The 14,224-nt window shown below is 73.6% G+C and carries 13 protein-coding genes and 1 pseudogene; 3 read left to right on the forward strand and 11 right to left on the reverse strand.

The features are described from left to right. The 4 genes from ACN27B_RS00005 to rsgA form a co-directional block, all read right to left on the reverse strand. Positions 1-445: GIY-YIG nuclease family protein (locus ACN27B_RS00005; protein ID WP_422742906.1), on the reverse strand; the 445-nt coding region annotated here is incomplete at its 3' end. A gap of 84 nt (positions 446-529) precedes the next feature. Beyond that, positions 530-1,015 (reverse strand): Rieske (2Fe-2S) protein, encoded by a 486-nt coding sequence (locus ACN27B_RS00010; RefSeq protein ID WP_099164380.1) that lies wholly within the window; start codon positions 1,013-1,015, stop codon positions 530-532. Between the two features lie 163 nt (positions 1,016-1,178). Next, entirely contained in the window at positions 1,179-4,121 is a 2,943-nt protein-coding gene (uvrA, locus tag ACN27B_RS00015) for an excinuclease ABC subunit UvrA (protein ID WP_099164379.1), read from the reverse strand. A 208-nt stretch (positions 4,122-4,329) separates the two neighbouring features. Next, entirely contained in the window at positions 4,330-5,409 is a 1,080-nt protein-coding gene (gene rsgA, locus ACN27B_RS00020; RefSeq protein WP_422742903.1) for a ribosome small subunit-dependent GTPase A, read from the reverse strand. Positions 5,410-5,647: 238 nt separating this feature from the next. On the opposite strand from rsgA, the gene ACN27B_RS00025 reads away from it, so the two are divergent. Both ACN27B_RS00025 and ACN27B_RS00030 read left to right on the forward strand, forming a co-directional pair. Then, positions 5,648-6,364 (forward strand): maleylpyruvate isomerase family mycothiol-dependent enzyme, encoded by a 717-nt coding sequence (locus tag ACN27B_RS00025; RefSeq protein ID WP_099164378.1) that lies wholly within the window; start codon positions 5,648-5,650, stop codon positions 6,362-6,364. Positions 6,365-6,372: 8 nt separating this feature from the next. Then, on the forward strand, positions 6,373-7,026 hold the full coding sequence (locus ACN27B_RS00030) for an MBL fold metallo-hydrolase (RefSeq protein WP_099165009.1): 654 nt from the start codon (positions 6,373-6,375) through the stop codon (positions 7,024-7,026). Here the strand turns inward: ACN27B_RS00030 and ACN27B_RS00035 are convergent. Continuing rightward, positions 7,009-7,680, reverse strand: a pseudogene (locus ACN27B_RS00035) (DedA family protein); the annotation flags it as partial. The gene ACN27B_RS00030 and the pseudogene ACN27B_RS00035 sit on opposite strands and share 18 nt — an antisense overlap. 89 nt (positions 7,681-7,769) lie before the next feature. Next, complete coding sequence (locus ACN27B_RS00040) at positions 7,770-8,444, reverse strand: class I SAM-dependent methyltransferase (protein ID WP_422742908.1); 675 nt, start codon at positions 8,442-8,444, stop codon at positions 7,770-7,772. Between the two features lie 178 nt (positions 8,445-8,622). Between ACN27B_RS00040 and ACN27B_RS00045 the strand changes: the two genes are divergently transcribed. Next, positions 8,623-8,826, forward strand: coding sequence for a cold-shock protein (locus ACN27B_RS00045; protein WP_013287480.1), 204 nt, complete (start codon positions 8,623-8,625; stop codon positions 8,824-8,826). Between the two features lie 112 nt (positions 8,827-8,938). Here the strand turns inward: ACN27B_RS00045 and ACN27B_RS00050 are convergent, their stop codons facing one another. From ACN27B_RS00050 to ACN27B_RS00070, 5 genes are all read right to left on the reverse strand, one after another. Next, complete coding sequence (locus tag ACN27B_RS00050; RefSeq protein ID WP_422742911.1) at positions 8,939-10,216, reverse strand: MFS transporter; 1,278 nt, start codon at positions 10,214-10,216, stop codon at positions 8,939-8,941. Further along, positions 10,213-10,788 (reverse strand): ArsR/SmtB family transcription factor, encoded by a 576-nt coding sequence (locus ACN27B_RS00055; RefSeq protein WP_422742913.1) that lies wholly within the window; start codon positions 10,786-10,788, stop codon positions 10,213-10,215. The genes ACN27B_RS00050 and ACN27B_RS00055 overlap by 4 nt, the downstream gene beginning before the upstream one ends. 104 nt (positions 10,789-10,892) lie before the next feature. Further along, positions 10,893-11,801, reverse strand: coding sequence for a hypothetical protein (locus ACN27B_RS00060; protein ID WP_099164375.1), 909 nt, complete (start codon positions 11,799-11,801; stop codon positions 10,893-10,895). A 166-nt stretch (positions 11,802-11,967) separates the two neighbouring features. Beyond that, a complete protein-coding gene (locus ACN27B_RS00065) occupies positions 11,968-13,620 on the reverse strand; it encodes a CocE/NonD family hydrolase (RefSeq protein ID WP_422742915.1) in 1,653 nt (550 codons plus the stop codon). Positions 13,621-13,622: 2 nt separating this feature from the next. Further along, positions 13,623-14,156, reverse strand: a complete 534-nt coding sequence (locus tag ACN27B_RS00070; RefSeq protein ID WP_099165008.1) for a MarR family winged helix-turn-helix transcriptional regulator — start codon at positions 14,154-14,156, stop codon at positions 13,623-13,625. Between the last annotated feature and the right edge of the window lie 68 nt (positions 14,157-14,224).

Here is a 14,224-nt window from a genome sequence, read left to right on the forward strand (position 1 = left end):
GCAGCAGCAGATCGAGCGTCTCGCGGATGGCCCAGGCGTGCGAGTAGGGCCCGAAGTAGCGCACGCCCTTGCGCTTGGCGCCACGCATCACCTGCAGGCGGGGATATTCCTCGTCGAGGGTGACCGCCAGGTAGGGGTAGGACTTGTCGTCGCGGTAGCGGACGTTGAACCGGGGGTCGTACTGCTTGATCCAGGTGTATTCCTGCTGGAGCGCCTCCACCTCGGTGGCGACGGTGATCCAGTCCACCGACTCGGCGGTGAAGACCATCTGCCGGGTGCGCTGGTGCAGGTTGACCGGGTCGGCGAAGTAGGAGTTGAGCCGGCTGCGCAGGTTGCGCGCCTTGCCGACGTAGATCACCCGGCCGGTGCCGTCCCGGAAGCGGTAGACCCCTGGCAACTCCGGGATGGTGCCGGTCGCGGGACGGTAGGTTGAGGGGTCAGCCACGGACCAAGCCTAGTCCGCACCCCCGACACCCGGCCGCCGCCGCGCCCCCGCCCGCGAGCGGCGGGCGGGAGGGCGGGATGCCGGTCAGGCCAGCGTGATCTGGTCGCCCTCGACCTTGATCTCCTTTGCGGCCAAAGGCTTGGTGGCGGGGCCCTGCTTGACCGAGCCGTCGCTGATCGAGAACCGGCTGTTGTGGCAGGTGCAGTTGATGGTGCCACCGTCGACGTTCGACACCGGGCACCCCTGGTGCGTGCAGATCGGGTCGAACGCCTTGAACTGGCCGGCCTCGGGCTGGGTGATCACCACGCCCTTGCTGGCGTAGATCGCGCCGCCGCCGACCGGGATGTCGGTGGTGCGGGCCAACGGCGCGCTGCTGTCCCGGTCGCCACCGCCCGCGTCGCCGGTCGCGGTGGCGCCGGGTGGGCCTCCGCTGGTCGGGGCCAGCCCCGGGGTCGCGTCGTCGTCGCCGCATCCCGCGAGCACCACGGCCGCGCCGACGGCTCCGGCACCGGCGAGCAGGGTCCGACGGGTCTGGGTGACCGGTCCGGTCCGCACCTGGTCGTCACTCATCTCCGGCCTTTCTCTCGGCTGTCGCCACCGGTCATGCTCCGGGGCCACAGTGTGCAACACGCACCAGGATCCGGCACGGTTCATACTGTCGCGTCACGAAACGGGCGTCTGTGCGGATGACGGACGGGGCCGGACCGCCGGCCCCGTCCGTCGTGCCCGTGGGTCAGCGCGCCCCGGCCGGCACCTTGCGGGCGCGGGTCTTGGCCCCGCCGTTGGCCTTGGCCGCCCGGGTGGTGGCGGCCTTGGCGCCCTTGGCCGCGCCGTCGAGCTTGAGGATCGGCCGCAGGAACTCGCCGGTGTGGCTCTCCGCAACCTCGGCGACCTCCTCCGGGGTGCCGGTGGCGAGCACCGTGCCACCCCGGTGACCGCCCTCGGGGCCCATGTCGATGAGCCAGTCGGCCGTCTTGATCACGTCGAGGTTGTGCTCGATGGTGATGACCGTGTTGCCCTTGTCGACCAGGCCCTCCAACACCATCAGCAGCTTGCGGATGTCCTCGAAGTGCAGGCCGGTGGTGGGCTCGTCGAGCACGTAGACGGTGCGGCCGGTGGAGCGCTTCTGCAGCTCGGAGGCGAGCTTGACGCGCTGCGCCTCACCGCCCGACAGCGTCGGCGCGGGCTGGCCGAGGCGGACGTAGCCGAGGCCGACGTCGACCAGGGTCTTCAGGTGCCGGTGGATGGCCGGGATGGCGGAGAAGAACTCGGCCGCCTCCTCGATCGGCATGTCCAGGACCTCGGCGACCGTCCGGCCCTTGTAGTGCACCTCCAGCGTCTCCCGGTTGTAGCGCGCGCCCTTGCACACCTCGCAGGGGACGTAGACGTCGGGCAGGAAGTTCATCTCGATCTTGATCGTGCCGTCGCCGGAGCACGCCTCACAGCGCCCGCCCTTGACGTTGAACGAGAACCGGCCCGGGCCGTATCCCCGGACCTTGGCCTCGGTGGTCTCGGCGAAGAGCTTGCGGACGTGGTCCCAGACCCCGGTGTAGGTGGCCGGGTTGGAACGCGGGGTGCGCCCGATCGGCGACTGGTCGACGCCGACGACCTTGTCCACGTGCTCCAGGCCGGTGATCCGGGTGTGCCGGCCGGGCACCAGCCGGGCACCGTTGATCTGGTTGGCCAGCACCGTGTAGAGGATGTCGTTGACCAGCGTCGACTTGCCCGAGCCGCTGACCCCGGTGACCGCGATGAGCTGGCCGAGCGGGAAGCTCACGGTGAGGTTGCGCAGGTTGTGCTCGCGCGCGCCGTGCACCACCAGCTCCCGGCCGGGCGTCTGCGCCCGGCGGGTGGCCGGCGTCGGGATGACCTTGCGCCCGGACAGGTACGCCCCGGTGACCGACTCGGCGTTGTCGAGCAGCGCCGGCACCGAACCGCTGTGCACGATCTTGCCGCCGTGCTCGCCGGCGCCCGGACCGATGTCGACGATCCAGTCGGCAACCCGGATGGTGTCCTCGTCGTGCTCGACCACGATCAGCGTGTTGCCCAGCCCGCGCAGCCGCAGCAGCGTCTCGATGAGCCGGTGGTTGTCCCGCTGGTGCAGGCCGATCGACGGCTCGTCGAGCACGTAGAGCACACCGACCAGGCCGGAGCCGATCTGGGTGGCGAGCCGGATGCGCTGCGCCTCACCGCCGGAGAGAGTGCCCGCGGGGCGGTCCAGGGAGAGGTAGTCGAGGCCCACGTCGAGCAGGAACTTCAGCCGGGCGTTGATCTCCTTGAGGACCCGCTCGGCGATCATCTTCTGCCGGTCGGTCAGCTCGATGCCGGCCAGCAGGTCGGCCGCCTCGCCGACGGAGAGGTTGCAGACCTCGGCGATGCTCTTGCCGGCCAGGGTGACCGCGAGCACCTCCGGCTTGAGCCGGGCGCCGCCGCACGCGGCGCAGGGCACGTCCCGCATGTAGCCCTCGTACTTGTCGCGGGACCACTCCGACTCGGTGTCGGTGTGCCGGCGCTCGATCCACTGCACCACGCCCTCGAAGCCGGTGTAGTAGGAGCGCTCGCGGCCGTACTTGTTGCGGTAGCGGACGTGCACCTGGTCGTCGGAGCCGTGCAGGATCGTCTTCTGCGCCCGCGACGGCAGCGCCCGCCACGGCGTGTCGATGTCGAAGTGCTCGGCCTCGCCGAGCGCCTCCAGCAGGCGCAGGAAGTATTCCAGGTTGTGCCCGGTGGCCCAGGGCTGGATCGCGCCCTCGCGCAGCGAGCGCTCCGGGTCCGGGATGACCAGCTCGGGGTCGACCTCCTTCTTGGTGCCCAGGCCGGTGCACTCTGGGCACGCGCCGTAGGGCGCGTTGAAGGAGAAGACCCGGGGCTCCAGGTCCTCGATCGCCAGGGGGTGGTCGTTCGGGCAGGCCAGGTGCTCGGAGTAGCGGCGCTCGCGGGCCGGGTCGTCCTCCGGCAGGTCGACGAAGTCGAGCAGCACCAGGCCGCCGGAGAGGCCGAGCGCGGCCTCGACCGAGTCGGTCAGCCGCTGCTTGGCGCTCGGCTTGACGCTGAGCCGGTCGATGACCACCTCGATCGTGTGCTTCTCCTGCTTCTTGAGCTTCGGCGGCTCGGTCAGCGGGTGCACCACGCCGTCGACCCGGGCCCGGGCGTAGCCCTTGGCCTGCAGCTCGGCGAAGAGGTCGACGTATTCGCCCTTGCGGCCGCGCACCACCGGCGCGAGCACCATGAACCGGGTGCCCTCGGCCATGGCGAGCACCCGGTCGACGATCTGCTGCGGGCTCTGCTTGGAGATCCGCTCACCGCAGATCGGGCAGTGCGGCTCGCCGATGCGGGCGAAGAGCAGGCGGAGGTAGTCGTAGACCTCGGTGATGGTGCCGACGGTGGAGCGCGGGTTGCGTGAGGTCGACTTCTGGTCGATGGAGACGGCGGGGCTGAGGCCCTCGATGAAGTCGACGTCGGGCTTGTCCATCTGACCGAGGAACTGCCGGGCGTAGGACGACAGCGACTCGACGTAGCGGCGCTGCCCCTCGGCGAAGATGGTGTCGAACGCCAGGCTCGACTTGCCCGAACCGGACAGCCCGGTGAAGACGATCAGGGCGTCCCGGGGCAGGTCGAGACTGACGTCACGCAGGTTGTGCTCGCGCGCGCCACGGATGATCAGACGGTCGGCCACGGTGCGTGTGCTCCCGGAAGAAGAATGTGCGGCGGATCTGTCCGCCAGACGTCAGGTCTGGGCGGTTCTCACAGGTTGTCGAGGCGCAGGGAAGGCGCCCCGGCAACTCTAGCCCCGAGGTGTGACAACTTCCGTCGGGCGCACATTCCCCCAGCTCAGACCGGTCGGGCGGGATGCGGCCAACCCCGCCCGGCCGGTCCGGGCCGACTCAGAATGCGCCGGGCGCGGGCGGGGTCGCCGGACGCCCGGTGCGCCGCCGCCCGCCACGCCACCCGCCCCGCCGCTCGGCGGCCAGCCGGGCCGCGCGACGCCCGCCCTCGTACGCGACCTCCCGCTGCAACCGGCGCCAGCTCTCCCAGCGGCGCGCCGGCAGCTCGCCGCTGTCCAGCGCGTCCCGCACCGCGCAGGCCGGCTCGGCGTCGTGCGCGCAGTCGGCGTACCGGCAGCCGGTGGCCAGCTCGGCGATGTCGGCGAAGGCCCGGTCCAGGCCGGCCACGCCGTCCAGCAGGCCGACCGCGCGTACCCCGGGGGTGTCCAGCACCGCTCCCCCACCCGGCAGCGGCACCAGCGACCGCCAGGTGGTGGTGTGCCGGCCCTTGCCGTCCACCCGGCGGATCGCCTGGGTCCGCATCACGTCCGCCCCGGCCAGCGCGTTGACCAGGCTCGACTTGCCGGCCCCGGAGGGGCCGAGCAGGCCCAGGGTGCGTCCCGGGGCGACGTGCCGGCGCAGCGGCGCCAGGCCGGTGCCCCGCTCGGCGCTGACCGCCAGCACCGGCACCCCGGGCGCCAGGTCGGCCAGTTGCCGGGCCACCGCGGCCGGGTCGGCGGCCAGGTCCGCCTTGGTGAGCACCACCAGCGGCTCGGCGCCGGACTCGTGCGCGAGCGAGAGCAGCCGCTCGATCCGCGCGGCGTCCGGCGCCGGGTGCACCGGCTCGACCACCGCGGCGGCGTCGAGGTTGGCGGCCAGCACCTGCCCGCTGGCGTCCTTGCCGGCGGTGCGCCGCACCAGCGCGGTCCGTCGCGGCAGCACCGCCTCCACCGTGACCGCGCCGTCCGGCCAGGTGGCGAGCAGCACCCAGTCGCCCGCGCAGGGCAACGCGGTCAGGTCGCGGGCCGCGGCGGCGAGGACGCCGCCGCCGAGGCTCGCCCGCACCGGCCCCTCCGGGCGGAGCACGGTGCACACGCCCCGGTCCACCCGGGCCACCCGCCCGGGTCGGTGGTCGGCGCGTCGATCGAGGTGGGTCGCCCAGTCGGCGTCCCAGCCGAGGGCGGTCAGGTCCAGGTTCATGGTGTCCTCATCGGTGTCGAGGGGGTTCACGGCGGAACACGCGTGCTTCGACCGGCATGCTCACCACCTCCGCTCCGACTCCCGGCGCCCGCGTCCGGCACGACGTCGACCCGGCGCGTTCCCGCCGCGAGCCGCTGTCGTTCGCCCCGACGGTAGGGGCCGCGCCGACGCGCCGAAAGCGATTTCCCCGGCGGCGCGGCCGGTTCCCGCCCGCTACTGTCGAACCCGTGAGAACGAGATGACCAGTGACCCCCTGTTGTTGACCGGTGACCTGGCCGAGGCGAACGACCGGCTGCTGCGTACCGTCGCCGGCCTGACCGCCGCGGACGTCGCGGCGCCCTCGCTCCTGCCGGGCTGGACCCGCGCGCACGTGCTCACCCACCTGGCCCGCAACGCCGACGGGTTCGTCAACCTGCTCACGGCCGCGCGCACCGGCGAACCGATCCCGATGTACGCCTCCGTCGAGGCGCGTAACGCCGACATCGAGGCGGGGGCCGGCCGGGGCCCGGCCGATCTGCTGGACGACCTGCGCCGCAGCGGCCAGCGCTTCGACGCGGCGGTGGCGCAGATGCCGGCCGAGGCGTGGGGCGCCATGGTGCAGGCCCGGCGCGGTCCGTGGCCGGCGGCGCTGCTGGTCTGGGGCCGGCTGCGCGAGGTCGAGGTGCACCACGTCGACCTGGCGACCGGCTACCGCCCGGCGGACTGGCCGGAGGCCTTCGCCCAGCGCCTGCTGCACGAGGTGACGACCGGGCTGGCCGGCAACCCGGACGCGCCGGCCATGGTGCTGCGCGTCGACGGCGCCGCACACGAACTCGTCGTGGGTGACCCCGAGGGGGCGCCCACGGTCACCGGCCCCGCGCCGGAACTCGCCGCCTGGCTGACCGGCCGGGGCGCGGGCGAGCTGCTCACCGTCGTCCCCGACGGTCCCCTGCCGAACCCACCGGAATGGATCTGAACGCCGTCATGACCTACACCGGAGACGTCACGCCCGGCGGCCCGCCGGCCGTGCGCGAGCTCGACCGGCTCACCGTCAGCAAGCTGTCGGTGGGCCCGATGGACAACAATGCCTATCTGCTGCGCTGCCACGCCACCGGCGACCAGGTGCTGATCGACGCCGCGAACGAGGCGCCCCGCCTGCTGGAGCTGGTGGGCGACGGCGGCCTGGCCGCGGTGGTGACCACCCACCGGCACATGGACCACTGGGTGGCGCTGGAGGAGGTGGTCGCCAAGACCGGCGCCCGCGCGCTGGTGCACGCCGACGACGCCGAGGGCCTGCCGATCGACGCCGAGCCGCTGCGCGAGGGCGACACCGTCGACGTCGGCGACTGCGCGCTGGAGGTCATCCACCTGCGCGGGCACACGCCGGGGTCGATCGCGCTGCTCTACCGCGACCCGGCCGGCACCCCGCACCTGTTCACCGGCGACTCGCTGTTCCCGGGTGGGGTCGGCAACACCGACCAGGACCCGGAGCGGTTCGGCCAGCTCGTCGACGACGTCGAGGCCAAGCTCTTCGACCGGCTGCCGGACGAGACCTGGTTCTATCCGGGACACGGCAAGGACAGCACGATCGGCGCGGAGCGGGCGGCGTTGCCGCAGTGGCGGGCCCGCGGCTGGTGAACGCGCCGGGTCCGGCCTCCCCCGTGGCGGCCGGACCCGGCCCGGTGCGCCGGTCACCGCGCGCAGCCGGCGCCGGGCGCCGAGCAGCACCGGCCCGGCCAGCAGCAGCCCGACGGCCATGGTGAGCACCGTCGGGTCGGGCGCGCCGGGCAGCAGCACGGTCAGCGTCCGCGCGGCCAGCCCGAGTGCCACGTAGAGCCCGGCCCAGAGCGTGGCGCCGAGCGCCGCGCAGGTCACGAACCTCCGGTACGGCATCCGGAGCCCGCCGGCGGCCAGCGGCAACAGCGCGTTGAACACCGGCAGGAACGGCGCCACCAGCACGATCCGTCCGCCGCCGCGGTGCAGCAGCGCCTCGGCGGCGGCCCACCGGGACTCGCCGATCCAGCGCCCCAGCCGGCCGTGCCGCAACCGCACGCCCCAGCGCCGCCCGGCGAGGAAGCTCAACGACCAGCCGGCCACGCAGCCCGCCACCACGGCCGCGACGGTCACCGCCCCGCCCGCCGGTCGGCCCGCGCCGACCGCCGCGAGGACCGCGGCGTCCCCGGGCACCAGCACCCCGAGCAGGGGTACGGCGTCGGCGAGCATCACCACGCCGAGGAGGCCCATCAGCAGCGTGGTGGGCAACTCCCCGAGCTGGGCGAGCAGGTCCGTCATGATGAGCACGCTATGCGCCACCGACCGCCCGGCACATCGGGCGTGACCCCCCACCCGACCCGGAGGCCGGACCCGGGGGCCCCTCAGGGTCAGCGGGGGCGGAGCACCTGCACCCGACGGACCGGGGAGTCGACCGAGGGCTCGGTGGTCGGCACCGGATAGATGGCCACCAGGTCCAGGCCGTCCGGCGGCAGGTGCCCGCGGTCCGGGTCGCCGACCAGCACCTCGACGCCGCGCTCGGCGCACCGGCGCAGGTACGGCAGCACCCGGGCGGCCAGCCCGGCGTCGTAGAGGGCGTCACCGGCCACCACCAGGTCGACGCCGGCGACGCCGTCGAGCAGGTCCTCGCCGTCGGCGGTCACCCGGACCTGGTTGGCCCGGGCGTTGACCGTGACGGCCGCCACCGCGTAGGGGTCGACGTCGTTGGCGATCACCTGGTCGGCGCCGGCGAGCGCGGCGGCGATGGCGACCAGTCCCGACCCGGCGGCCAGGTCGAGCACCCGGCGGTCGGCGACGAGGTCGGGGTGGTCGAGCAGGTGCCGGGCGAGCGCCTGCCCACCGGCCCACACGGAGGCCCAGTACGGCGGCGGCAGCGACCGCCCGGCCGCGGCCTCCATCCGCGCCCACCACAGGATCGCGTCCTCGGCCAGGTGCAGGCGTACCTCGGGCACGAACGGCGTGCCGACCAGCCGCAGGCGGTCCGGGCCCGCGCCGGGCGCCGCGATCTCCTGTTCCAGGTCGGCCAGTGCCGTGGTTGTGGTCATCGGGGCAAGCATGCCGTGCCCCGATCGGCGCCGGGGGCATTTCCGGCTCGCAGGTATTCACGTGCCACGCCGGCACTTCCGGCAGCGGATCCCGGTTCGGCCGGTTACTGTCAGGGTGGTAGAGGGCGATCATCGGCCGAGGGGCCGGTGCTCACCCGCATTGAACAGGGAGAGACGCATGGCAACCGGCACGGTCAAGTGGTTCAACTCGGAAAAGGGCTTCGGCTTCATCGAGCAGGACGGCGGAGGCCCGGACGTGTTCGTCCACTACTCGGCCATCCAGAGCAGTGGCTACCGCGAGCTGAACGAGGGCCAGAAGGTCGAGTTCGAGGTGACCCAGGGCCAGAAGGGCCCGCAGGCGGACAACGTCCGTCCGATGTAGCGACGTGCCGGTGGCGGCGGTCGGAGCACCGACCGCCGCCACAGTGCATTCTTCGGGCCCGGCAGCCGACCAGGGCATTCCCCCGGCCCGGCACGGCCGGCCGCCGCACTCCTCAGGCCGGCACGGCCGGCAGGTCGCGCCGCCCGCGCAGCGGGCCGACCAGCAGGATCAGCGGGGTGAGCGCCAGCCAGGCGGTCATCACCCGGATCGCGCCGTCCGGCCCCCAGGCGGCGCCCAGCGCGCCGGCCACCACTGCGGCGAGCGGGATGGTGCCGTAGTTCAGCAGGTGCATGCTCACGGTCACCCGGCCGAGCAGTTGGTGCGGCGTGTAGGTCTGCCGGAAGCTGCCCTTGACCACGTTGCCGACCGCGACGCCGAGGCTCACCAGCACCCCGCCGAGCACCAGCCAGGTCACCCGCACGCCGGGCCCGGCCAGCGGGATCAGCAGCGCGGGCGGGCCGGTGAGGGCGCCGGCGACCAGCAGCGCGCGGGCGGTGCCGAGCCGGCGGGCCAGCCGGGCGGCGGACGCCGCGCCGACGATGCCGCCGAGGCTGGCCACACCGATCAGCAGGCCGACCAGGCCGGCCGGCAGGTGCGCCGAGCGGACCAGGAAGACCACCAGCACGGCCTGGTAGCCGGTCAGCCCGATGTTGCTGGCCGCCCCGAACACCGTCAGCACCCGCAGGTAGGGGTCGCGGGTGACGAAGCGCAGCCCGGCGGCGACCTCCTGACGCAGCGACGACGCCCCGGCGGGGCGGCGCGGCCGGGGCTCGACCGCCCGGATCCGGTGCAGGCACAGCGCGGAGAACAGGAAGCTCACCGCGTCCAGCGCCACCGCGACGACCGCGCCGGCGAGCTGGGCGATCAGGCCGGCCAGTCCCGGGCCGACCAGGTAGCTCGCGGTGTGGGTGGCGTGCAGCCGCGAATTCGCCTCCGGCACCTGCTCGGACGGAAGCAGCGTGGGCAGGTAGACCTGGTCGGCGGTCTCGAAGAAGACCCGGGCCAGCCCGGCGCCGAGCGCCACGACCAGCAACTGCCAGACGGTGAGCAGGCCGAGCGGCGCCGCGACCGGGACGCTGAGGAACAGCGCCGCGGCGGCCAGGTCGGCGCCGATCATCACGGGGCGGCGGCGGACCCGGTCGACCCAGGCCCCGACCGGCAGGCCGGCGAGGAGCCAGGGCAGCCAGGCGGCGGCGGTGAGCACCGCCACCTGGAACGTGGTGGCGTCGAGCACCGCCACGGCGACCAACGGCAGCGCCACCGTGGTCATGTTGCTGCCCACGGCACTGACCGTGTGCCCGGTCCAGAGCAGCCGGAAGTCGCGGTGCCGGAACAGCCCGCCGCGCGGGCGGTCGACGGCCGGCGCGGACGGTCGGGCCGGGGCGCTCACGGCCGGGCCGGGACGCCGTAGGAGAACAGGAAGACGGGCTCGCGGCGCTGCCCGTCCTCGGGCACGGGCCGGTCGGCCCACCGGGCGAAGAGCGCGATCACCTCCTGGCTGAGCTGGGCCAGCTCGTCCGGGGTCAGCCGCAGCCACTTGTCGGTGCTGAACGGCCCCTCGCCCCAGGCGGCGCGGGTCTCGTCGGAGGCCGCGTGCCAGGCCCGCGCCAGCTCCGCGTGCCGCTCCAGGTTCAGCGAGCCGGCCGCGTCGGCCACCGCCCGGTCGGCGGGGTCGCCGTCGAAGTCAGTGGTGGACCAGCGCACCCCCCGGTCACGCAGCCGCCACCACCGCTCGCGACGGTCCCGGGCCAGCTCCGGCGCCTCCACCAACAGGTCGGCGGCGGCCAGGACCCGGAGGTGGTGGCTGACGTTGGCGGGCGCCTGGTCGGTGTGCTCGGCGAGCAGGCCGACGGTGCACGGACCGTGCACCTTGAGCACGTCCATCAGCCGGCGACGCAGGGGGTGGGCGAGCGCCGCGAGCACTCGCGAGTCGGTGACCTGCCGGACGGTGGGCTCTGTCATGCCACCCACCCTGACATTAGCAAGAGTTGTTGCGCAATACCTGTTGCGGATCTGTTCGGACGCCGCGGCGTCCGCGTCGACGCGGACGCCGCGGCACCGGACGGTCAGGCGGTCAGCCGCCGGGACAACTCGTCCGCGACGTCCCGGGCGATCTGCGGCGGGATCGCCTCGGCGATCTTCTCCGGCGGGAGGCCGGCGAGGACCCCGCTGACGATCTGCTGCTCGTCGGTGAAGTCCTTGCCCGACAACTCGTTGACCTGCGCGACGAGCGCCGGCCAGGCCCGCGCCATCGCCAGCATCTGCTGCAACGGCGAGTTGGCCATCGGTGGGGTGACCAGGCCGGTCGTGTTGACCGGTGAGATCAGCCAGTTGCGCAGGTTCTCGACGTCGGCCAGCACGTCGCCGACCGTGCGGTTCGGGTAGCCGGTGTTGCCGACGAGCTTGTCGGTCTGTTCCATGTCGTCCTCCGGTTTCACAGGGGCGATCAGCCCGATCGCGGTGAGATAACGGCGGAACAGCGGGGTCTGGTCCCGGCCCGCCTTGGTGGAGTCGCGGAAGAAGCTGAAGTGGGTGTGGAAGAGGTGGCTGCTGTCGCCACTGGTGCGCTTGCCGAGCCGGTCCCAACGCCGCACGGTCCGGCCGTCCGGGGAATAGATGATCTCCCGGATGTCCCGGGTGTCGGCCGCGTTCGCCGCGCACTGCGCCGCCATCCAGGTGGAGAAGGTGCGCAGGGTGTGGGTGGCGCCGCCGGAGCGGACCGAGAACGTGCCGACGTCCAGCGCGGACGCGTACAGGGTCAGCCCGGAACGGTCCCGGATGGACTCCACCACCGAGTAGTCGTTGACGACCACCCGGTCGGAGCCACAGTGGTAGCCGCCCCGGTGGTTCGCGTCTCCGACGATGCCGACCTCGGCCGGTTCCAGGTCCTGATCCCGTACGGCGTTCTTGTCGACGTTGAGGTAGGTGAGCAACAGGTTGCGGACCGCCAGCAGGTTCGCCGGAGCCGAGGTCATGGTGGATCCCCTTCCGATCGATGGCCGGCAGGGCATGACGATCACAGCACGTGATGGCTTGCGATCTGCGGTCGCGCCCCGCCGATGAGTTGCACGACACCGGGCACCTGCTCCGAGCTTAACCACGGTTTGGGGAAAACGCCCAGTTCAGAGGCGGTATTTGGAACTATCGGGCCGCTGTGGACGGTGCCGGCGCCAACGGCAGGTCCAACCCCGAGGGATGTTCACCATCGTGCAGCACATCGCGCCATCCAGCACGAAGAGTCACGGCGTTGCCGAGCGGCTCCCCGGTGCCGGGGTTGCGGGCGTATCGCGGGTGGGCGCCGCCGGAGACCTGCAGGCGCAACCGGTGCCCGGACGCGAACCGGTGCGCGGTCGGCCAGAGCGTGACCGGAACGCGGACCGCGCCGGAGGCGTCCCGGGGGAACCGGTCCGGCTCGACCCGGGCCAGCCCGTCGCAGACGTTCCAGGACCGCCCGCGCCGGTCCACGTCGCACAGTCGCACGAACACGTCCAGGTACGACAGTTCGCTGCGCAGGTGGATCTCGGCGTGCACCGGCCCGACCACCTCGACGGCGGCCGGCAACGGCTCGGTGGTGTAGGTGAGCACGTCCGGCCGCGACTCCACCGGCCGGTTGTCCACCGCGCCCGCCCGCTGGGCCACCAGCAGCGGTCCGCCCAGCGACGGGGTCGGATCCGCCGGGTCGTACCAGATCCGGTCCGGCGCCTCGGCGTCCGGCGGCGTGCGGTCCAGCCGGCCGTCCGACCGCAGGTGCCAGCGCGTCGGGGTGGCCGGCGGCGGCCAGTCGGGCAGGTCCCGCCACCCGCCGCCGTCGCCGCCCACGTGCACCCGCACCGGTGCGCGCTCCGGCCGGACCCGGCCGGCCAGGTGCGTGTCGAGCCAGTCCAGGCCCTCCCGCAGGGCCGCCACGAGCAGCCCCGGGCTGCCGTGGGTCCAGGGACCGACGGTGAGCCGGGGCCGGGCGCCGGCGGCCCGCAGCCGGGCCCAGTCGTCGAGCTGCGCCGGGAGGAAGATGTCCTGCCAGCCGCTGACCATGGTCACCGGCGCGCGCACGTCGGTGATCCGGTCGCCGAAGACGCGGGTGCGCCAGTAGTCGGCGTCCGGCGTGTGGTGACGCAGCCACTCCTGGAAGAACGGCACGGTCACGCCGGTGGCGACCCGGTCCGCCTCGGCCAGCGGAAGGTGGGACAACGCGCGGGCCAGTCGGGGTTGGCCGCGTTTGAGCTCCCACTGCCGGGCCAGCCAGGGCACGGTCTGCGCCTCGAGCAGCTCCGCCCAGGTGAGCACCGTGTCGAGCGCGAAGGACTCACCCGCGTACGTCGAGTCGCGGGTGGCCGAGGCGGTCACCACTGCGACCATCGCGCGCAGCTCGTCGCCCGCCTCGGCGGCCACCGCCCACTGCACGAACCCCTGGTAGCTGGCGCCGAACATGCCGAACGCGCCGGTCCACCAGGGCTGGCGGCGCAACCAGTCGAGGGTGTCCAGGCCGTCGTCACGCTCGTGCACCAGCGGGACGAACTCGCCACCGGAGCCGTCCGTGCCGCGGCAGGACTGGATCACCACGTGGAAGCCCCGTTCGGCGATCAGGCGACCGAGCAACCGGACCGGCCCGCCCCGGCCGTACGGGGTGCGGATCAGCACGCACGGGGCGCCGGCGAGATCCGGCGCGTAGTGGTCGGTGCGCAGGCAGGTGCCGTCACGGACCCGGACCGGGAGGTTCCGGGTGACGGTCACCCGGCCGGTGCGGGCGGCGGGCAACCGCAGTGCCGCCGCGACGAGCCGGGTGACCGGTCGCACGGTCAGCGGTCGCCGGCGGGGTCGGGGGCGGCGGCGCGGCGGGGCTCGCCGCGGGCGGCGCGCACCTCGTCGCGGTGCGCCCGCATGGACCGCATCATCTCGGCCATGAACCGGTGCACCACGGCCAGCTCGTCGTCGGTGAACCGGGCCATCACCTCGTCGGTGCGGCGGCCGAGCGGCCCGAAGAAGCTCTGCGCCAGGGTGGCGCCCCGGTCGGCGTAGTGCAGCAGGACCTTGCGGCGGTCGACGGTGTCCCGGTCGCGCCGGATGTGGCCCGCGCGCTCCAGCCGGTCGACCAGCGCGGTCACCGACCCGGAGGAGAGATTGAGCACCTCACCGAGCCGTCCCGGGGTGATCGGCTCGCCGACCAGCTCGGCCTCCATCACCGCGATGAGAGCCTGCAGGTCGGTGGCGTTGAGCCCGTGCAGGCCGGCGAACGCGTGCCCGACGTGCTGCGCGTCGAACGAGTAGCGACGCAGGTCGTTGGTGATCTCCGCGACCATCCGCCCCCGCGGGTCGTCCCGCCGCCGGTACATGCCGTGCCCCGCCACCGCTCGCCGCCACCCCCCTGCCCGCTCCGGTCCGGTTGCAGCATAGGCCCTCC

This window comes from Micromonospora sp. WMMD754 (genome assembly GCF_049315235.1).
GTDB classification, from domain to species: Bacteria; Actinomycetota; Actinomycetes; order Mycobacteriales; family Micromonosporaceae; genus Micromonospora; species Micromonospora sediminicola.